This is a genomic window from Zobellella sp. An-6, assembly GCF_052487945.1.
Map to the genome: position 1 here is coordinate 2,487,166 of NZ_CP199259.1, position 19,768 is coordinate 2,506,933.

Consider the following 19,768-nt stretch of genomic DNA (forward strand, 5'->3'; position numbering starts at 1 on the left):
TCAGCGACCGACTGTCTCTTTATCCGAGGAGACCAGAGCACCGGTCTCCGTTTTTCTTACTTCAGTTTCCACAGGGTCATTTCCGCCAGGCTATGCTGGAACTTGCGACGGGTTTCACGGATCACGAAGGGAATGTCTTCCTGGCCCACCAGCTCGAAACGCCCGCCCAGTAACGCCTTAAGACCGTCCAGGGTGGTGAAGTTCTCGCCGTTGACCTTGATGCCGCCCAGCCACTTGGCCTTGGGGGTGTAGTCCTCCAGCCAGGTGTAGGGCGAGGTCAGCACCAGGCAGCCACCGGGGTTGAGCCGCTCGTGCACCTGGCCGAGGAACAGGCTGGGATCGTAGAGCCGGTCAATCAGGTTGCCACAGAAGACGAGATCGTAGCCGCCGAAACGGGCTTTCAGGTTACAGGCATCGCCCTGCACGAACTCCACCTTGTGGGCCACCTCGGCGTAGCCCAGGACGTGCAGGCTGGTCTCTTTAAATTCCACCAGTTCGCCCTCGGTGGGAATGGCGAAGCGGGTCTGGCCGCTCTCCTTCAACTGGAAGCCGTGCTGGATAAAACGGGCGGAAAAGTCGATGCCATCCACCGCCCCGAAGTGCAGCGCCAGCTCGAAGCTGGCCCGGCCCACCGAGCAACCCAGATCCAGCGCCCTGCCCTTGTCGAGCCCGGGCAGACGCGCCAGCAGGGTGCGCACGCAGGCCACCGGATAGTTGGCCACGCCGAAGTATTCGGCCCCGTAGTGGAACTCCAGGTACTGGGCCACCAGTTCGTCGGTTTCATAGGTATTCACGGGTTCCACGGGCACCTCTGCATAGTCTGATTCAATGTAACGAAAGCCGGCATGCTGGAAGAAATGCCGGCGGAAAGCATAGCGGGAATAACGGGTGGCCTCGTTGCCGGTCGAGATCCAGGAGCCGCCCTTGATCAGGTTGTGACGGTTGTCGAAGGTGGGGGTGGAAAAGTCGTCGTAGAGCGGATGCACCTCGAAGCCGGGAAAGCCGTCGATGGGGGTTTCGGTCCACTGCCAGACGTTGCCGACCAGATCGTGGATGCCGTCCACCGCGAAGCGGTCCACCGGACAGGACGAGGCGAAGTATTCCAGGTTGATGTTGCCCGGCGCCCGTCCCCAGCCCGGCTGGTCGGTGTCGAGCCGGTTGCGCAGCAGGGTCCACTCGGCCTCGGTGGGCAACCGCACATGGGTGCCGGCCTGGGCCGCCTTCCAGTTGCAGAAGGCCTTGGCCTCGAGATAATTGACCTCCACCGGCCAGTCCAGCGGCAATGGCACCTCCTGCAGCAGGTTGCGCTGGTAGTATTCGCCATGACGTTCACACCAGAAGCGGGGCATGGCGGCCCGGCTGAAGGCGAGCCACTGCCGGCCCTCCTCGGTCCAGTACTCCGGGCTTCGGTAGCCGCCGGCCTGCACGAAACGCAGGTATTCCCCGTTGGACACCAGGTAGCGGGCGACCCGGAACGGCTGCACCACCACCGTCTTGCGGCCGTACTCGTTGTCCCAGCCGTAGCTGGCGGCGGAGTCCGGCTTGCCCAAGGTCAGGGTGTCGCCGGCCACCGGCAGCAGGCCGTTTTCCGGCGCCGGGCCCGCTTCGGGACAGGCCGAAGACCAGAGCGGATGGGGTTGCAACCAGTCGAGCGACAGCATGCGCAGGATCACCGACGAGGTCTCCAGGTGGATACGCTCGTGCTCTATGCCCATCAGCACTATCCAGGCCGGAGAGTCGGGGGTGATGGGCAGGCTGAGCGGCATCTCGTCGATAAAGGCGTCCACCCGCTCGCGCACCCGCCGGCGGTAATCCCGGGTGTGCGCCACCGAGGGCCAGTCGTAGTGGGCGTCGTTCAGATCGTCCCAGGACATCTCGTCCACGCCGATGGCAAACATCGACTCCAGCCGCTCGTCCAGCCGCCGGTCCAGGTACTTGCCCAGCACCAGTTTGTTGATAAAAAACACCGCCGTATGGCCGAAATAGAAGATGAGCGGATGGCGCAGCGGCTCCGGCCGCAGGTAATAGGCGTCGTCGCTGTTGATACAGTCGAACAGGGATTCGTACAGACTGAAGGTCCGGTGAAAATAGGTCCTGACCTCTTCCCGCTTTCGCTCCACCGAGTCCCCGGTCAGTAGAATGGTTCTGGTGACTGCCTCTGCAAGTAGTTCCATGGAAGATCCCCGACAAGGTGTTTTTGCTTTACGTTACCCGGTTAGCCGGGCGATGAGAAGCAAAAGCCCCGTTGTTTTCCGGCCAGGTTCATTCCCCCCACCGGGTAAGCCGTGCCATGGCCGCACCATCGGGCCCGGCCAGGCCGTCACCGGCCACCGGAGGCTGCACCCAGAAGCGAAGGCTGTGCGCCGCCACCAGGTGAGATCCGCCTTCGTCCGACAGCTCGATACCCGGCCTGGCACTGTCCAGTGCCAGACGCCAGGGGGTACGACCGGGCAGGCGATGATACTCGGCCCGGTCACCGCGATTGAGTTGCCACAGCACCGAGCCCAAGCTGGGTTCGGAAATCAGCAGTTGCAGGCTGCGCAGCCCCGGCTCTCGCCGCTCCACTTCTTCCATGGCTTCACCGTCTGGACGCAGCCAGTGCATATCCGGATAGGAGGTCTGGGGAGAAGCATAACTCATGCGTTGCTGCAGCGGGATGATCCACTGCCGGCGCAAGGCGGCCAGCCGGGAAATAACGGTACGTAGCCGCCCCTCGGGATCCGCTCCCCAGTCCAGCCAGCCGACGACATTGTCCTGATCGTAGGCATTGACGTTGCCGCGCTGGCTGTGCGCGGCCAGATCCGAACCCAGCAGGTGCGGTACCCCAAAGGACAGCAGCAGGCAGGCCAGCAGGTTGCATTGTCGCCGGAACGCCACGACGTCGTCCCCGGCGGCCTGTCCCTGCCCGCCCCGGCCAGGGCCGCCGACCAGATCCACCAGGGTGGGGCCGTCGTGGCTGCAGATATAATTCACAGGCAGGAGTGCCGGCCAGCGCTGTTCGCTGAACCGACCACGCGACCCGGTCAGACAGTGGGCGAGCTCCGCCGGCGCTACCTTGTCCCCGCGCCAAAAGCCGGTAATGCCGTCGCGGAAACGGTCATTGCCTTCGGCGAAATCATCGGGAAAGCGCCCCGACTGGTCACCGTGGGGGCCCCTGTCCCGGGGTTCGGCGATCAGCTTGCAACGCTGCAGCACCGGATCCTGCGCCAGCGCCCGGAAAAAGGGCGAAGACTCGGCGAAGTGCTCCCCCTCCCGTCCCAGCGTGGTCGCCATACCGATGCGAAAGCCGTCAACCCGGAATTCCTCCGCCCAGAACCGCAGGCAGTCCATCACCTGGCGCAGGGCGGCGGGGTGGCGCAGATCCACCGTATTACCACAACCGCTGTAGTTGGCGAGCAGGCCATCCTGATCGCGCAGGTAATAGTCGGGACAGAGGTGTTTCCAGTGCCATACCGGCCCCTCTTCCCCGCCTTCGGCGGTATGGCCGAGTACCAGATCCAGGATCACCTCGATGCCGGCACGGTGCAGCTCGCGCACCAGGGTCTTGAACTCATTCACCGGATCCTGCCGGGCGTAACGCCGGCTGGGTGAAAAGGGCGCCAGCGGGTTATAGCCCCAGTAATTGGTCAGGCCAAGCGGCGGCAGTTCGGGCTCGTCCCGCCATTCCGCCACCGGCATCAGCTGCACCGCCGTGATGCCGGTCTCTTTCAGCTGCCTGATCACTCCGGGATGACAAAGGCCGGCGTAGCGACCCCGCTGCTCGATCGGCACGGCCGGATGACGATGTGTAAAACCCTTGACGTGCACTTCTGCAATCACCGTCTCGTGCCAGTCGTGCCGGGGGGAGCCAACCCCTTGCCAGTCGAAGCCGGCGTCGTAGGGATGGGCGAAAAACGGCAACTCCGACAGCTGGGTGGCATAGGGATCGAGCAGGTAGCGGGGCCGGCTGCCTCGCCCGCTCTGGTAGCAGTATCGCCAGTGCCGGTCCACTCCGGGCACGAACAGATGGCGGACGCCCTTGTGGCAGTCGGTCAGCGGCAGCCAGAAGCGGTGCTTCTGCGGGTTTTCCAGCACCAGACGCAGGCTGGGGTCGTCCGGAGCGTAGACGGCAAAATTCACCCCATCCCCACCACAGCGGGCTCCGAGGGGAAAGGGCAATCCCGGGCGGCAGGACAATAACAGGGGCATAGGCTCTCCTTAGCCTGAACACACAAACAACAGACACGCCCGGCACCACCGGGCGAAAAACAGGGATCCTGAGAACAGCATAGCGCCTGACGGTTCCCCGCCGCCGGATGGCGACAGGGAACCGTCGGGACCTTCCCGACCTCGGCTAGCCCTTGACGCCGCCGTCGGACAGGCCGGACACCAGGTAGCGCTGGGCCAGCAGGAACATCAGGGTGATCGGCAGCCCCGACAGGATGGCGGCGGCGGCGAAGTCGCCCCACAGGTACTTGTGATCCACCAGGTACTGGCGCGCGCCCACCGCCAGGGTCATCTGCTCGGTCTTGCGCAGCAGCACCGAGGCCAGGGGGTAATCGGTGACGGTACCGATAAAGGCCAGCACGAACACCACCGCCAGTATGGGCACCGCCAGCGGCAGGAACACATGGCGGAAGGTCTGCCAGGGGGTGGCGCCGTCGATCTGGGTGGCCTTGTCCAGGGCCGGATCGATGGCATCGAAATAGCCCTTGATGATCCAGATGTTCATGGTCACCCCGCTCAGGTAGCAGAGGATCAGCGACCAGTGGCTGTCGATGCCGAGGATGGGCGTCACCTTGCCCAGGGCGTCGAAGATGGCGTAGAGCGCCACCACCGCCAGGGCACTGGGGAACATCTGGATCAGCAGCAGCGAGTCCAGCAGGCCGCCCTTGCCGCGGAACTTCATCCGCGAGAAGGAATAGGCGGCGATGGTGGACACCACCAGCACCCCCAGGGAGGCGATGGTGCCGACCTTGACCGAGTTCCACAGCCACAGCAACACCGGAAAGGGCGGCGTCACCAGGGTGCCGTCGGCCCGCTGGTAATCCAGCCCCAGGGCCAGCGCCCAGTGTTCCAGGGTGGGCTGTTCGGGAAAGATGCTGCCGGTGGCGAAATTGCCCTCCCGGAAGGAGATGGACAGTATCATCACGAACGGAAACAGGATCAGCAGCAGGAAAATCCAAAGGAAGCCGTGGGCCAGGATTTTACGAAGCAGCAGGTTGCGTGGATATTCGACGATCATGTTATTTCCCCTTGGCGGCCACGGCACGGCGCAGTGCCACGAAGTTGGCATAGGCCATGGCCCCGACGATGAAGAAGATCAGGGTGGCGATGGCGCCGGCCAGGCCGAAGTTCTGGCCCGAGTCCATAAAGCTGATGCGATAGGTGAAGGACGCCAGCAGGTCGGTGGAGCCGGCCGGGATCAGGGTGCCCGGAATGTCCGGCAGGCCCCGGGTGAGCAGCAGGATCAGCACCAGGTTGTTGAAGTTGAAGGCGAAGGCCGAGATCAGCATGGGCGCGAAGGGCGGCAAAATCTGCGGCAGGGTGATGGAGAAGAAGCTGCGCACCGGGCTGGCTCCTTCCAGGGCCGCGGCCTTGGCGTGATCGCCGGGCACCGACTGCAGGTAACCCATGGCCAGCAGCATCATGTAGGGATAGCCCAGCCAGGTGTTGACGATAATGGTCATGGCGCGGGCCAGGGTCGGATTGGTGAACCACTCGGGCCGGATGCCGAACACCGCCTCCAGGATCATGTTGATTTCGCCGAAGTTCTGGTTGAACAGGCCGCGGAACACCAGGATGGAAATAAAGCCCGGCACCGCATAGGGCAAAATCAGCAGGATGCGGTACAGGCCGCGAAAGCGCAGGTGCTCCCACTGCAGTATCACCGCCAGCAGCACCCCTACCCCGAAGGTGAACAGCACCGACAGCAGGGCGAAGGCGACCGTCCAGATAAAGATTTCCAGCATGGGGCCGCGGATGCCCTCGGAGAACAGGATGCGCTTGAAGTTGTCCAGGCCCACGTTGACCCGCCAGCCGGGGGCCACCTGGTTGCCCGCTTCGTCCCGGTAGAAGCCCACCGAGTGATCCGCCACCAGTATGCCGCCGTCGAGCCGGTTGCGCAGCTGGCCGTCCTCGAGTTCTTCGAACACGGGCTGGACATGGGCCATGGTGCGGATACCGGAGGTGGTCAGGCGCTGGCCGTCGGGCAGCAGGGCGGTGATGGCGCCCAGCTCGCCGCGCAGGCGCACCAGGTCGCGGGCCGGCAGAAAGGCGTCGGCCCGCGCCGCCAGTTCCCCGCTTGCCTGCATCGGCAACCGCTGGGGCTGGCCATCGGCGACGAAGGGGTCGCTTATCAGATCGCCGTCGGCACCACGCAGCACCAGCCGGTAACCGCCCTCGACCGGCAGCAGGAAGAAGGGGCGCTCGCTGCTCTTGTCCACCGTCACCTGGGACAGGTGAATGTCGTTGACCCGGTGGAAAGACAGCAGGTTGCTGGCGCTGTAGTTGGTGAAGCCGACGTAGCTGGTGTAGATCACCGGAAAGGCGATAAACAACCCCACCGTCACCACCGCCGGAAACACGAAGCGGGCGGTGTAGAAACGCCGGTTGCCGTAGATCAGGGCAAAGCCCACCAGCACCGCCATCACCAGCACCGCGAACAGCGGCTCGCCGGCCAGGTACAGGCTCCACACCGCGTACAGCAGTGCCAGCGACACCACCCCGAGCACACTCAATTTGACCATGTTGGCCAGGGACCACCGCGACGGCTTCTCAACCCCCATCACCGGTTCCGCATAGACCGTCGGCGAACTCATGCCAGCCTCCAAAAATACATTGTGATCGTTGCTACAGGCTGCCGGCACCCAAGGTGCCGGCATGGCCATTATTTCGCCAGCATCCGGGTGGCGGCGTCATCCAGCGCCTTCTCCACCGTCTGCTGGCCGCCGGTGATGTTCTGCAGCGCCGGGTTCATCGCCGCCCAGAACTTGCCGGTTTCGGGAATGCCGGGCATGGGCACGCCCTGGGCCGCGATCTGCTGGGTGGCCGCCACGTTCGGATCCCGGGACAACACTTGTGAGTAGGCCTTGTGCGCCACCGCACCCAGGGCCACCGCCTCGTTCAGCCCGGCCAGGCCGGCTTCGGTCAGCAGGTAGTTCTCGATGAATTCCACCGCCAGATCCTTGTTCGGGCTGGCGGCGTTGATGCCGGCGGAGATCACCCCGATAAAGGATCTGGGCGACTGGCCCTCGATGGTGGGCAGGGGCGCCACGCCGAAGTTGATGCCGGTGGCCTTGAGGTTGTCCCAGGCCCAGGGGCCGTTGATCATCATGGCCAGTTCGCCCTTGTTGAAGGCGGTGTCCATCACGTTGTAATCGGCCCCGACCGGCATCACTTTTTCGTCGATCAGCCGTTTTATCATTCTGGCGCCCTTGACCGCACCCTCATTGTTGACCCCCACATCACGGGCATCATAGACGCCGTTCTCCTGCTTGAACACATAGCCGCCGTTGGCCATCAGCAGCGGCATGGAGAAGTAGGCGTTGTTGTAATCCCACATGATGGTCTTGACGCCATCGGCCAGCTTGAGATCGAACAACTGTTCAAAGGAACTCGGCGGCTCAGGCAGCAGATCCTTGTTGTAGATAAGGCCAACCGCCTCTATGGTGAGTGGGTAGCCCCAGGTGCGTCCGTTGAGCGTAAGGGCATCCCAGCTGAAGTCGAACATCCGCTCCCTGATCTCCTGGCTCGGCTCCACCGGCGTGAGCAGGCCGCCGTTACCCCATTCGCCGAAGCGGTCATGGGCCCAGAGGATGATGTCCGGTCCCTGGCCATTGGCGGCGGACTGCTGGAACTTGTCGGTAACCGGCTCGGGATGCTCCACCACCACCTCGATGCCCAGCTCGTCGGTGAACTGCTGGGCCACGGCGGCCACCCCCCTGTTGGTGCTGCCACTCCAGATCACCAGCTTGTCCTGTTCAAAAGCCAGCACCGGGCCGGACATCGTCCCGGCAAGCAGGCCGGCAAGCAGTTTCACCCTAAACTTCATCATGGTTGTACCTTCCCATACTATAGTTTGACCCAGACTCCTGCCTGGCAGACCAATGACAATACGCTCGCAGCCCCAGGCAAGGGGGAAGCGGCGAATGATTTTATTTAAAGCGCTTTCAATCGGAGATGCAAGATAGATCCCCCATCGGCCTATCATTGTGTGATCCAACGCAAAATTTACATCAAATAACAGTGTTACCCGCCATAAACAGCAACTCACATCACAAAACAACCAACAAAAACGTCATTAAATTTCACAATAGGGAATTAAATTACGATTAAACCGGGGACTGTCTCTGCCATTTCCCCCACCAAAGTTAGATCCCGGTCACAAGTCACCGATATGATGGTTGCTTCTTCGTCCAGTTGGGTTAACTTCAAAGCGTTTTAAATTTCAGGAAAGCAAGGCGCTCAGATGGCTTTTGCAACAGAAATCGCGTCGCGGGTGTCCTTGGCATAATGGAGCAACAGATGGTGAACACAGCAATCCAACAGGAGCAGGCCCACAAAGTGCTGTCGGTCAATGCCCTGATCAAGAGCTACGGCGGTGCCGACATCCTCAAGTCCGTGTCGGTAGACATGGACGAGGGAGACTTCCTGGTGCTGGTCGGTCCCTCGGGCTGCGGCAAGTCCACCCTGCTCAACTGCATCGCCGGGCTGGAAGAGGCAACCGGCGGCCAGATCCTGATCGATGGACGCGATGTCACCCGGGTACCGCCCCGGGATCGGGATATCGCCATGGTGTTCCAGTCCTATGCCCTCTATCCCACCATGACGGTGGCGGAAAACATCGCCTTCGGCATGAAAATCCGCAAGGTTCCGAAGGAAGAGCAGCAGCGCAAGACCCGGGAGGTGGCGCAAATGCTGCAAATCGATCACCTGCTCGATCGCAAGCCATCGCAGCTCAGTGGCGGCCAGCGGCAACGGGTGGCCATGGGCCGGGCACTGGTGCGGGAGCCGGTGCTGTTCCTGTTCGACGAGCCCCTCTCCAACCTGGATGCCAAGCTGCGGGTGGAGATGCGCGCCGAGATCCACCATCTGCACAAACAGACCAACGCTTCCATCGTCTATGTGACCCACGATCAGATAGAAGCCATGACCCTGGGCACCAAGATAGTGGTACTGCGCGACGGCCATATCCAGCAGGTGGGGACCCCACAGCAAATCTACGACGAACCGGCCAACATGTTCGTGGCCAACTTTATGGGCACCCCGCCGATGAACCTGCTGCCCGCCCGGGTCGAGCTCAGCGATGCCGGCGTCCTCCTCGAGGTGTGCGGTCCAAACGGCTTTACCCTGGTGGATAGTCGCGCCACCGAACGGCTGCGTGACTACCAGGACAAGGAAGTAGTGGTAGGCCTGCGTCCCGAGGCGCTGCATCCCTACCGCGAAGCGCGACACGATCACGCCATCCACCTGCCGGTAGCCAATGTCGAGTCCTCCGGCTCCGATACCTTTGTGCAACTGCAAGCCGGAGAGCACAGGCTCAACGCCCGCCTCGGTGGCCGGAGCCGCGTCGCGGAAGGCGAGCCGCTGGCCCTGGCCGCCGAGATGGATCATGTCTGCTATTTCGATCCCCAGACCGAACTACTGATCAAGTAACCTGAATCAACGAGGATTTTTATGCCCGGGCAACCCCCTACCTCCGTCACCCGCCACTGGTGGAAAGAAGCCGTGGCCTACCAGATCTACCCGCGCAGCTTTATGGACTCCAATGGCGACGGCATCGGCGATCTGAACGGCATCACCGCCAGGCTGGACTACCTCCAGGATCTCGGCATCGATGTGATCTGGATCTGTCCCATGTATCCGTCCCCCAACGACGACAACGGCTACGACATCAGTGACTACCAAGGCATAATGGCCGAGTTCGGCACCATGGCCGACTTCGACCGGCTGCTGGCCGAGGTGCACGCCCGTGGCATGAAGCTCATCCTCGACCTGGTGGTCAACCACAGCAGCGACGAGCACCCCTGGTTTATCGAGTCCCGCTCTTCCCGCGGCAACCCCAAGCGCGACTGGTATATCTGGCGCGACGGCAAAAATGGCGCCGAGCCCAACAACTGGGAGAGCATCTTCAAGGGTTCGGCCTGGGAATATGACCAGACCACAGAGCAATATTACCTGCATCTGTTTTCCCGCAAGCAGCCGGATCTGAACTGGGAAAACCCCGAGGTACGCGACGCCATCTACGAGATGGTACGCTGGTGGCTGGACAAGGGCATCGACGGTTTTCGCCTCGACGCCATCAGCCATATCAAGAAGGAAGCCGGCCTGAGCGACGTCCCTGCCCTGGAAGGCCAGGCCTATGGTGCCGCCTGGGACAAGATGATGAACGTCGACGGCATTATCGAGCACCTGGACGAGATGTGCCGGGAAACCTTCAACCGTTACGACGTCATGACGGTGGGCGAAGCCAACGGCGTATCACCGGCCCAGGCAGAAGACTGGATAGGCGAACGGCACCAGCGGCTGGACATGATCTTCGCCTTCGACCATGTGGGGCTGTGGGCGGAAGATGAGGCGGCGGGCCTGGACCTGTCACAGATCAAGCAGGCCTTCGGTCGCTGGCAGACGGGAGTGGAAGGTTTTGGCTGGAATGCGCTCTTCGTGGAGAACCATGACGTGCCCCGCATCATCTCCAAATGGGGTGACGCCGAGCACTATTGGTACCAGAGTGCCACCGCCATCGCCAGCCTCTATTTCCTGATGCAGGGTACGCCCTTTATCTACCAGGGTCAGGAAATCGGCATGACCAACACCACGTTCGGGAGCCTCGACGATTTCAACGACGTGGCCGCCAAAAACCAGTATGTCCAGATGAAGCAACAGGGCGTGGATGACGCCGAGATCATCCGGACCCTGTCGCAGACCAGCCGGGACAATGCCCGCACCCCCATGCAGTGGGACGCCGGCCCCGGGGCGGGCTTTACCACTGATCGCTCGTGGCTGGCGCTCAACCCGAATTTCGAAACCATCAACGTGGCGTCCCAGTGGCGCGACTCGGACTCGGTACTCGGTTTCTACCGCCAGTTGATCCGCCTGCGCAAGGCCGAGCCGGCCCTGATCTACGGCCGCTACCGGCTGGAGCTGGAGTCGGACTCCCAGGTGTACGCCTACAGCCGCCTGCTCGACGGCCAGCACTGGCTGGTGCTGGTCAACCTGAGCAACCGGCCGGCAGAGCGGCGGCGGTTGCCCTGGCCGCTGCATCATGAGCGACTGGCCCTGGCCAACTACCCGGTCGCACCGCACCCGACCGGCGACACCCTGGATCTGCGCCCCTTCGAAGCCCGGGTTTACCGGCTGAACGACTGATCCCCTCCCCCCATATCCTGTAACTCCCACACGTCACTCCCGCGAAGGCGGGAGTCCATCCACACTCTGCAGAAGCAATGGGGCATGGGGAGTAGCGCCCCTTGCCCTGGATGCCCGCCTGCGCGGGCAGGACGGTAGGCATTACTCCCGCTTTTGACTTCGTCACTCCTGGTGACGACGGTTAAACGCCAGTATTGACGGGGAAATAGCAGGGGAAAAATCGGATGGTGGACTGGTCAACAAACTGAAAGGGCGCCGCGGCGCCCTTGTTGGTTATTTGGTTATTCTGCCGCCGGCTCCAGCAACGGCAGGTAATATTCGACCCCGTCCGGATCCCGGGCCCGCCACAGGGTCACATCGTGGTCGCCGTCTTGCGCGAAGCGGTGGCGCAGGTTGCCCGGGTTGCCGCCCGCGCTCAGGCCGGTGGCGGTAAGTGGCGCGCCCAGGTTGATCACCCCCCAGCTGGCGTCGGCGAACTTGAACTCGCTCACCCCGGCCCGGGCCCGGATCTTGCCGGCGTAGGTGCCGGGAGCCACCGCCGCAAGCGGGCTCAGTCCCCAGTCGTTGGCGCCGCCCCGGAAGTGCAGCTCGGCGGCCAGGGGCTCCGGCACCAGCTCGAGCAGGGGCCTGGGCGCGCCCTCCAGCCGGAGCGGGGCCACCAGTTCACCCTGGTCATTCTCCCGGCTTACCCCCATCACCTGCTCCCGCTCGAGTATCAGCGGCTGCTCCAGCACCGAGTCGCCTCCATCCCGCTCAAGGCGGGCAAACACCAGGGTGCGCCGGTTTGCGTCCCCCCAGTCGATATCGGCCTGGAATCCCGGCGTGGCGGCATCGGCATCCTGCAGCAGGGTCATGCCGCCCTCCTCGTCGTACAGCAGCAGATCGGGCAGCTCCCGGGGGTTGGCGTAGCTCAGCTCGAGCCGGGGCGAGCGATCATCCAGCGCAAAGGACACCTCGACCTGGCGCGGCGGCGCCACCAGGTTGCTCATGCTGGCACGCAGGGTCACCTCGGTGCCCGCGGCCAGGGCGCCGGTGTCCCAGTAGAGGCGGTACGGGGCGTTGTTGTCCACCGCCAGGGTCTCGAAGTCGCCGCCGTCGAGGCTGGCCTCGAAGCGCACCTGGTACTGGGGCAGAGCCTGCCCGGCCAGTGCCTCGGCCGTGACCTCCAGCTCCAGCAGACCCGAGGTACGGGCCCCCGGCGCCACCCCGCTCAGCACCGGCTTCGCCACCGGCGAAGGGGCTATGCCCTCGGCCTTCAGGATGGCGAACTGCAGCGGCGCCAGGGTCAGTTGCAGCTCACCCTCGCCGGCCTGGAGCCCGGCCTCGCCCGTTATCGGCCGGTAGTCGCCGGCCGACGGCAAGGTCAGGCTCCGGGTCTCGTCGCCCAGGTTGAAGGCCAGCAGGTACTCGACTCCCTCGGCCAGATCCACCCGCGAGAAGGTCAGCACCCTGTTGCTGTCGTCACTGTTGGGTCGGGCTATCTGGATGCCGCGGCGCAACACCGGATGGTCACGATACAACTCGCTCAGCTCGGCGATATTTCGGTACAGGGGATGGGTGGGATCGAAGTTGTCGTCGGCGGTGGTGGCAGTGGTGCCGATCAGCCGGCCCGCATTGTAGCTGGCCACCCGGGAGGGAAACATATTCTGGCGGGCATCCTTGTCACCGCCTTCGCCGGTAAAGCCCTGCTCGTCCCCGTAGTAGATCACCGGCACACCCCGGCTGAAGAACAGCAGGGCGTTGGCCAGGCGGTAGCGGGCCAGCAGCTTGGCGTCGTCCTGCTCTCCGCCCGCCTGCAGGAAATGGCCGAAGCGGCCGATATCGTGGTTGCCGAGGAAATTCAGCAGCTGGTTGGCGGAGCCGCCGGCATGGTTGTAGCGGTCATCCTGCTCGAACAGGGCCGTCAGGGCCTCGGCACCGCTCTGACCGGCCAGGGCAGCACCGGCGGCGGCCTGGAAGCCGAAGTCGAGCACGGTGGGAATGCCGGCGCTGCGGGTGTAGAAACTGAGCTCACGCGGATCGCTGCTGAACACCTCGCCGAACATGGTGAAATGGGCGATGCCGGCGCTGTCACGGGCATGGTCCAGCACGGCCGGGGCGAAGGCCCGCCAGAAGTCGGCATCCACGTGCTTGACGGTATCGAGGCGGAAGCCGTCGGGACGCCATTCGTCGATCAGCCCGGTGAAGATATCGATCAACCCGGCCACCACCTCGGGGTTGCCGGTGTCCAGATCATCCAGCCCGAAGAAATCGCCGTAGAGGCTGTCCTCGCCGGAAAAGCTGGAATCGCCCTGGTTATGGTAGAACCGGGGATCGTTGAGCCAGGCCGGCACCTTGGCGTTCTCCTCTCCCACCGGGATAAAGGGGGTATAGCCCTCCCCGGCCGCCACCCGCTCCCGGGAGCGGTAGTCGCACCGGTCCAGTCCAGCCAGGTGGGCGCCGTCCTCCCGGTGGCATTCACGGTATTTGATCACGTCGGCGGTGTGGTTGACGATGATGTCGAAGAATACCTTGATGCCGCGTTCGTGAGCGGCGGCGATAAAGTCCTTCATCTCCTCATTGTTGCCGAAATGGGGATCCAGACGGGTGAAGTCCAGAGTCCAGTAGCCATGGTAGCCGGCCGTGTCGCCCTGTACCGCCTTGTTCTTGAGGATGGGCGTCAGCCAGATGGCGGTGATCCCCAGCCCCTCCAGGTAGTCGAGCTTCTGCTGCAGACCGGCAATGTCGCCACCATGGAACATGCCCTTGTCGGTGGGATCATAGCCACCGGAGGCATGAGGGTCACTTGGATCACCCTCATTATTGTCCGGATTGCCGTCATGAAACCGGTCCGGCAGCACGAAGTAGAACACTTCGTCCTCGATGTCGTGACGCGGAATGTCGAACAGGGTGCGAGGCTGGGAGTCCGCCAGGGCGGGTGCGGTCATGATGGCGCCCAGAGCCATGGCCAGTATGGTGCGATTCATCTGCTGGTCCCTATAGATGATGGAAGTGCCGGCCCGGGGGCCGAAGAAGGGGTGATACCCGGCACAAAATTAAAGCGCTTTAAAACATCAATGCAAGGCAGCCGCGTTGCCCGATGCAAAATCTGTGACCTACTCCGCCTTTTGGTTGATCTATCCCGTTAAAATGGTGATATTGTGCTGTTGTTACCGGCCGGTAACGGCATACTTAATTGAAGCGCTTACAAGCAAGAGGAGAGACACGGGTGGTCACCTTAAAGGATCTGGCCGAACATCTGGGGCTGTCGCAAGCGACGGTGAGCCGGGCCCTGAACGGCTACCCCGAAGTCAACGAAAAAACCCGCCACAGGGTCGTGGAGGCCTCCAGAAAGCTCAACTATCTTCCCAACCTGGGCGCCCGCAAGCTGGCCACCGGCAAATCCGGCATGGTGGGCATAGTGCTCAGGTCCTGCGACGAACTGGTGAACGCCCCGGAATACGTGCAGATGATTGCAGAAATAAGCCACCACCTGGGCAACGCCGGCTACGATCTGCTGATCAATTCGGCCCGCCAGGGCAACGCGCTGGACTCGTTCAAGCGCTTTGTGGCCGGCCGGGCGGTGGACGGCCTTATCCTCAACAGCCCGGAGCTCGAAGACGAACGGGTCGCCTTTTTGCAAAAACAGGGCTTTCCCTTCGTGATGCACGGGCGTTCGGCCAGCCAGGTCGACTATCCCTACTACGACATCGACAACTACGACGCCATCAACCAGGCGACCGAGCTGTTGCTCGCCCTGGGACACCAACGTATCGCCCTGCTCAACGGCCCGGCCCAGTTGGCCTTTACCGCCGAGCGGGCCCGCGCCTTTCACGACCGCCTGCAACAGCAGGGCCTGGCGCCGCCCGATGTCTGGAGCGTCAATACCGGCACCACCGACGACGACGGTTATCTGCAGGCCCTGAGCTGGCTGGGGGATCCCTCCCGGCCCGTGCCGAGCGCCATTATCTGCGCCTCGGCCACCCAGGCACTGGGCGTCTACCGGGCCGCCGGAGAACTGGGTATCACCATCGGCAAGGAACTGTCGGTGATCGCCCACGACGATGTGGTGTCCTTCCTGCGCACCGACCATTTCGATCCGCCGCTCACGGTCACCCGCTCGCCCTTTATGGACGCCTGCCGGCCCCTGGCCGAGATGATGGTGGCGCTGCTCGACGGTGCCGATCCCCAGTCCCTGCAGACCGTGGTACCGGTGGAGCTGATCGTGCGCCGTTCCTGCGGACCTTGCCCCCGCTCCTGACCCCGAAACCGGCGCGACAAGCGCGCCGGTCGGTCGAACTCAGTCCCGACTGCCGAACAGACGCCGGCCCAACCCTTTCAGCAAGCCGCGCTCTTCGCTCTGTTCAAGCCGGCCGGCCTTGACCAGGGTCTCGTACAAGGCTTGGGCCTTCCCCGCCCCCACTACCAGCTGATAGGCCTTGTGCTGCCCGAGCACACCACCTTCGATCACCGCAACGATCGGCGCCAGCCGCTCGATACGGCTCTTGTCGAAGCGGGTCTCATCATGGATATCCGCCCGCAGCCGGGTGGCGCAGTAAGAGAGCCGGGCCAGGTTGTCGGCCCCGCCCATGGCGTCCAGCAGTTCGGCGGCAATGGATTCTTGGTTCATGTTGACTCCTCGGTAATGGCAGCTCTCAAAAATTAAAGCGCTTTAAATATAGCATATACTACCCCATCATCCAGGACAGACAAAACGCTGATTGAGTGAACGACCTCAGCCTACCGTTAGAGCCGCATCCCCAACTGCTGGCGCAGATAGGCCCCCGCCCCCAGCAGCCCCGGATGCGGGTGGGTGATGAGGAAAACGGGGACGGCGGCCAGGTAGTCACTGAAGCGGCCCTTGTCCTCGAACGCCGCCCTGAAGCCGGAATCGCGGAAAAAGTCGAAGAAGCGCGGCACTATGCCGCCGGCGATATAGACGCCGCCGAAGGTACCCAGGTTCAACGCCAGGTTGCCGCCGAAGCGTCCCATCAGCACGCAGAACAGGGATAGGGTCCGCCGGCACAGCTCGCAGTCACCGCCGAGGGCGCGCTCGGTGATCTGCCCGGGCGCCAGCGCCTCGGGCGACCGGCCCACCAACTCGGCCAGGGCCTGATAGAGGTTGACCAGGCCGCTGCCGGAGAGCAGGCGTTCCGCCGACACATGGGCCCAGCGCCGGCGCAGTACCCGCAGCAACTCCTCTTCCTCGGCGTTGCCCGGGGCCAGATCCACATGGCCGCCCTCGCCGGGCAGGCTCAGCCAGGTATCGCCACAGGGCACCAGGTGGGCCACCCCCAGGCCGGTGCCGGCGCCGTACACCGCCACCGGCTGGCCGGGCCGCCCCTCCCCGCCCCCGAGCTGGCAACGGTCTTCCGGCGCCAGCGCCGGTATCGCCATGGACACGGCGGTAAAGTCGTTGATCACCTCGAGCCGCGCCAGCCCCAGGCCGGCCCGCATGGCCGCGATGGAAAAGCGCCAGCTGTGGTTGGTCATCACCACCTCATCCCCCTGCACCGGGCAGGCGATGGCGATGCAGGCCTCGGTCACCGCCACCCCCTGTTCGGCAAGATAATGTCGGATCACCTGCTCCAGGCCGGGGTAGTCTGCGGTGGGATAGCTGCGGATGCCGGACAGGGCGCCCGATGCTCGTTCACAGAGGGCCAACCGGGCATTGGTGCCGCCCACGTCGCCCACCAGGATATATTGGATCATCGTCGTTACTCGCTAGATTAAAGAAGTGGCATGGCGGGTCGGGCCCGCTCGGACTGGGGCCAGCATAAAGACGGCCATGGTACAAATGAAATCGATTTTATTGCTGGCAATATAGGTTTTATCTATGCCAGCAGGAGGTAGCCTCCTTCGCCGGCCGGGGCGGAGAGAACGGCATAAAAATTCCGTTTATGCCCCCGGCCTTTGTGCTATAACCAGAGGCCGTTTTTTTCGCATAGCTACAGGAAGTATCATGACTCAATTCGACAACGTAACCGTGATCAAGAAGGCTAATGTCTACGACGGCGGCAAGGTCACCAGCCGGGTGGTCAAATTCGCCGACGGCAGCCGCAAGACCCTCGGCATCATGCTGCCGGGCGAGTACACTTTCGACACCGCCGCCGCCGAGCTGATGGAAATCCTCGACGGCGAGCTGGACGTCCAACTGCCGGGCAGCGACGACTGGCAGGCCATCAAGGGCGGCGAGTCCTTCAACGTGCCCGCCAACGCCATCTTCAAGCTCAAGGTCCACAGCCTGGTGGACTACTGCTGCTCCTACTTCGATTAAGCCGTAGTCCCGGGGCCAGGCCTTGGCTTAGCCCCGGGACATCCCCCCTTCAACTCCCCAAAGCACTGTCCACATCCACTCCGCTGTTCTCACCAGACACAGCTTCTGATGTTAATCACAGGTCGCCCCCTGTTCCGGGATTGCCACCGCCACTTCGCCGAGCCGCCGCCAGGGGGTAGCCCATGAATAACGCGCCGGGTTCATGTTTTTTCGGGTATACGCGCGAAAACGTCGCGGTGACTGCCGCTCACCTGCCCACCTTTACCCAATTGCACGGTTTTCCCCCTCTCGGAGCAAAAAGGGGCTGGTCGCGCGTATACTCGGGCCGCGCTACATGGCTGCAGGACGTCCTTGATCGCGTTTCAGGTCTCGCAGGCAGGGGAAGGCATGCGAAACAGGGGACTCAGTCAACAACGGAGGTCTCCATGCGCTACTTCGCATCCCTTTTCCTGTATCTCGGCCTGTGCGCCACTTTGGCGGCAGAACCATCCCACCCGATCGGCGTCCGTACGCTCGACGTGCCGGACATCGAGGCGGTCGTGTGGTACCCGTCGGCGCGTGACGAGCCCGCAACGCTCATCGCGGACAATCCGGTTTCGTTGGCGTGTGGGTGGTGAAAGACGCGCCCGTCCAGGCGGGCACACATCCCGTTGCGCTGCTTTCGCATGGCTACAGCGGCCTGTGGCGCAATCAGGCCTGGCTTGCGGCGCGGCTTGCGCAAGCCGGATACCTCGTCGTCAGCCTCAACCATCCCGGCACTACCTTCGGCGATATGGATCCATCCTGGGCGACGCGCCTTGCCGAACGCCCGCGTCAGGTTTCCCGGGTGCTGGATGTGCTGCTGGCGGATGATGATTTGGCTTCAAGGACCGATCCGGCGCGGATCGCGGTGATCGGGCATTCCCTGGGCGGCTGGACGGCGCTGACCCTGGCCGGTGGTGTGTTCGATCCCGCCCGCCTGCAGAACGCTTGCGGGAACAGCACGGATAAGATGGTCTGCACGGTATTCCGCAACGGCGGCATGACGAAGCAAACCGCCGTGCCCGATGCACTCGACGGCCGCATTTCGGCGGCGGTACTGCTGGACATGGAAGGCATCCACGGCTTCACCCCCGGCAGCCTGCGCGAACTGTCCATCCCGATCCTGGCGCTTACCGCCGGGATCGAGGATCCGGCACTGCCTCTGGAGTGGGAAAGCCGCACACAAAGCAGCCTGCTGCCTGCCGCCACCAGCCGCTACGCGGAGGTGATCGGTGCCACGCACTTTTCGTTCATGAGCGAATGCAAGCCGGGAGCGGAGGATATCCTGGAGGAGGACGCGTTCATCTGCCGGGGAGAGACTGCGCCACGCGCGAGGCTGCATGAGGACATCGCCTCGACCGTCATCCGTTTTCTGAACGCCGGTCATCACTTGGTGTCTGCCCTGCAGTCTCCCTGAAAGCGCGATTGAAGTTGGATTGGGTCTGAAGCCCGCCGCCAGCATGCTCCAGGTAGCCGGCTGTTTACTGTCGCGCATTAGTACCGGTGTCGATGGTGTTATCTCATCCAACAGGCGGCTCCATTTCCGCCCGGTATTGGTCACGCAGTTGCTGCCAGTACCGTCTGTCCTCCTCGGTGATCGGCCTGATGACCCGGCAGGGGTTGCCGGCGGCCACCACGTCGTCGGGAATGTCCCGGGTCACCACCGAGCCCGCGCCTATCACCACCCGGTTGCCGATACGCACCCCCGGGTTGATCACCGTGTTGCCGCCCACCCAGACGTCGTCGCCGATGGTCACCGGGCGGCCGAGTTCAAGCTCGGCGCGCACCCCGGCGTCGATGGGATGACTGGCGGTGTAGACGCAGACCCGGGGCCCGAACAGCACCCGCTCGCCGATGCGGACGCGGCACACGTCGAGGATGATGCAGTCGAAGTTGGCGTAGAAACCCTCGCCGACCTGGATGTTGCCGCCGTAGTCACAGCGAAAGGGCGGCTCTATGTAGAGCCGCTCGCCGGTGGCGGCGAACAGCTCCTTCAGCAGCGCCAGCCGCTCCTCCTGCTGCTCTTCGGTGGTGGCGTTGAACAGCCGGGTCAGCCGCCGCGAACGATGGCAATCGGCCTTGAGCTCCGGCCCTTGGGCCACATAGAGTTTTCCCGCCAGCATGCGTGCCTTTTGGTTCATT

Annotated in this window: 15 protein-coding genes; 6 read left to right on the forward strand and 9 right to left on the reverse strand. The window is 63.4% G+C overall.

Annotated features, from left to right (window positions below):
- Positions 1-56 precede the first annotated feature (56 nt).
- From ovoA to malE, 5 genes are all read right to left on the reverse strand, one after another.
- Entirely contained in the window at positions 57-2,174 is a 2,118-nt protein-coding gene (gene ovoA, locus ACT7DK_RS11640) for a 5-histidylcysteine sulfoxide synthase (protein WP_445399307.1), read from the reverse strand.
- 88 nt (positions 2,175-2,262) lie between these two features.
- Positions 2,263-4,188: a hypothetical protein gene (locus ACT7DK_RS11645; protein WP_094040184.1), complete on the reverse strand. Its 1,926-nt coding sequence runs from the start codon at positions 4,186-4,188 to the stop codon at positions 2,263-2,265.
- A gap of 145 nt (positions 4,189-4,333) precedes the next feature.
- On the reverse strand, positions 4,334-5,224 hold the full coding sequence (malG, locus tag ACT7DK_RS11650; RefSeq protein ID WP_094040183.1) for a maltose ABC transporter permease MalG: 891 nt from the start codon (positions 5,222-5,224) through the stop codon (positions 4,334-4,336).
- Between the two features lies 1 nt (position 5,225).
- Positions 5,226-6,800 (reverse strand): maltose ABC transporter permease MalF, encoded by a 1,575-nt coding sequence (malF, locus tag ACT7DK_RS11655; RefSeq protein ID WP_445399309.1) that lies wholly within the window; start codon positions 6,798-6,800, stop codon positions 5,226-5,228.
- Positions 6,801-6,868: 68 nt separating this feature from the next.
- Positions 6,869-8,035: a maltose/maltodextrin ABC transporter substrate-binding protein MalE gene (gene malE, locus ACT7DK_RS11660; RefSeq protein ID WP_445399311.1), complete on the reverse strand. Its 1,167-nt coding sequence runs from the start codon at positions 8,033-8,035 to the stop codon at positions 6,869-6,871.
- Positions 8,036-8,505: 470 nt separating this feature from the next.
- Here malE and ACT7DK_RS11665 point away from each other — a divergent pair, with 470 nt between their 5' ends.
- Together ACT7DK_RS11665 and ACT7DK_RS11670 are read left to right on the forward strand one after the other, a co-directional pair.
- On the forward strand, positions 8,506-9,636 hold the full coding sequence (locus ACT7DK_RS11665; protein ID WP_094040181.1) for an ABC transporter ATP-binding protein: 1,131 nt from the start codon (positions 8,506-8,508) through the stop codon (positions 9,634-9,636).
- 21 nt (positions 9,637-9,657) lie between these two features.
- A complete protein-coding gene (locus ACT7DK_RS11670; RefSeq protein WP_445399314.1) occupies positions 9,658-11,349 on the forward strand; it encodes an alpha-glucosidase in 1,692 nt (563 codons plus the stop codon).
- Positions 11,350-11,630: 281 nt separating this feature from the next.
- Here ACT7DK_RS11670 and ACT7DK_RS11675 read toward each other — a convergent pair whose 3' ends face one another.
- The gene (locus ACT7DK_RS11675; protein WP_445399316.1) at positions 11,631-14,315 is read right to left on the reverse strand and encodes an alpha-amylase family glycosyl hydrolase; all 2,685 of its coding nucleotides are present in this window, start codon (positions 14,313-14,315) and stop codon (positions 11,631-11,633) included.
- Between the two features lie 242 nt (positions 14,316-14,557).
- Between ACT7DK_RS11675 and ACT7DK_RS11680 the strand changes: the two genes are divergently transcribed.
- Positions 14,558-15,589, forward strand: a complete 1,032-nt coding sequence (locus tag ACT7DK_RS11680) for a LacI family DNA-binding transcriptional regulator (protein ID WP_445399318.1) — start codon at positions 14,558-14,560, stop codon at positions 15,587-15,589.
- Positions 15,590-15,628: 39 nt separating this feature from the next.
- Here ACT7DK_RS11680 and ACT7DK_RS11685 read toward each other — a convergent pair whose 3' ends face one another.
- Both ACT7DK_RS11685 and glk read right to left on the reverse strand, forming a co-directional pair.
- Complete coding sequence (locus ACT7DK_RS11685; RefSeq protein WP_375055084.1) at positions 15,629-15,958, reverse strand: PTS transporter subunit EIIB; 330 nt, start codon at positions 15,956-15,958, stop codon at positions 15,629-15,631.
- A 116-nt stretch (positions 15,959-16,074) separates the two neighbouring features.
- Positions 16,075-17,040: a glucokinase gene (glk, locus tag ACT7DK_RS11690; protein ID WP_375055085.1), complete on the reverse strand. Its 966-nt coding sequence runs from the start codon at positions 17,038-17,040 to the stop codon at positions 16,075-16,077.
- 250 nt (positions 17,041-17,290) lie between these two features.
- Between glk and ppnP the strand changes: the two genes are divergently transcribed.
- The 3 genes from ppnP (at position 17,291) to ACT7DK_RS11705 (ending at position 19,043) form a co-directional block, all read left to right on the forward strand.
- Complete coding sequence (ppnP, locus tag ACT7DK_RS11695) at positions 17,291-17,605, forward strand: pyrimidine/purine nucleoside phosphorylase (RefSeq protein ID WP_445399321.1); 315 nt, start codon at positions 17,291-17,293, stop codon at positions 17,603-17,605.
- Between the two features lie 425 nt (positions 17,606-18,030).
- Complete coding sequence (locus ACT7DK_RS11700; RefSeq protein WP_445399323.1) at positions 18,031-18,222, forward strand: hypothetical protein; 192 nt, start codon at positions 18,031-18,033, stop codon at positions 18,220-18,222.
- Positions 18,210-19,043, forward strand: a complete 834-nt coding sequence (locus ACT7DK_RS11705) for an alpha/beta hydrolase family protein (RefSeq protein ID WP_445399325.1) — start codon at positions 18,210-18,212, stop codon at positions 19,041-19,043. Before ACT7DK_RS11700 ends, ACT7DK_RS11705 begins: the two co-directional genes overlap by 13 nt.
- A gap of 103 nt (positions 19,044-19,146) precedes the next feature.
- Here the strand turns inward: ACT7DK_RS11705 and ACT7DK_RS11710 are convergent, their stop codons facing one another.
- Positions 19,147-19,767 carry a sugar O-acetyltransferase gene (locus tag ACT7DK_RS11710; RefSeq protein ID WP_445399327.1) on the reverse strand — a complete coding sequence of 207 codons (621 nt, stop codon included), beginning with the start codon at positions 19,765-19,767 and terminating at the stop codon, positions 19,147-19,149.
- Between the last annotated feature and the right edge of the window lies 1 nt (position 19,768).

Coding starts and splice junctions, on each gene's coding strand:
- ovoA (WP_445399307.1), bottom strand. CDS start 2,174: ATGGAACTACTTGCAGAGGCAGTCACCAGAACCATTCTACTGACCGGG.
- malE (WP_445399311.1), bottom strand. CDS start 8,035: ATGATGAAGTTTAGGGTGAAACTGCTTGCCGGCCTGCTTGCCGGGACG.
- ACT7DK_RS11645 (WP_094040184.1), bottom strand. CDS start 4,188: ATGCCCCTGTTATTGTCCTGCCGCCCGGGATTGCCCTTTCCCCTCGGA.
- ACT7DK_RS11665 (WP_094040181.1), top strand. CDS start 8,506: ATGGTGAACACAGCAATCCAACAGGAGCAGGCCCACAAAGTGCTGTCG.
- glk (WP_375055085.1), bottom strand. CDS start 17,040: ATGATCCAATATATCCTGGTGGGCGACGTGGGCGGCACCAATGCCCGG.
- ACT7DK_RS11675 (WP_445399316.1), bottom strand. CDS start 14,315: ATGAATCGCACCATACTGGCCATGGCTCTGGGCGCCATCATGACCGCA.
- ACT7DK_RS11670 (WP_445399314.1), top strand. CDS start 9,658: ATGCCCGGGCAACCCCCTACCTCCGTCACCCGCCACTGGTGGAAAGAA.
- malG (WP_094040183.1), bottom strand. CDS start 5,224: ATGATCGTCGAATATCCACGCAACCTGCTGCTTCGTAAAATCCTGGCC.
- ACT7DK_RS11710 (WP_445399327.1), bottom strand. CDS start 19,767: ATGAACCAAAAGGCACGCATGCTGGCGGGAAAACTCTATGTGGCCCAA.
- ACT7DK_RS11685 (WP_375055084.1), bottom strand. CDS start 15,958: ATGAACCAAGAATCCATTGCCGCCGAACTGCTGGACGCCATGGGCGGG.
- ppnP (WP_445399321.1), top strand. CDS start 17,291: ATGACTCAATTCGACAACGTAACCGTGATCAAGAAGGCTAATGTCTAC.
- malF (WP_445399309.1), bottom strand. CDS start 6,800: ATGAGTTCGCCGACGGTCTATGCGGAACCGGTGATGGGGGTTGAGAAG.
- ACT7DK_RS11700 (WP_445399323.1), top strand. CDS start 18,031: ATGCGCTACTTCGCATCCCTTTTCCTGTATCTCGGCCTGTGCGCCACT.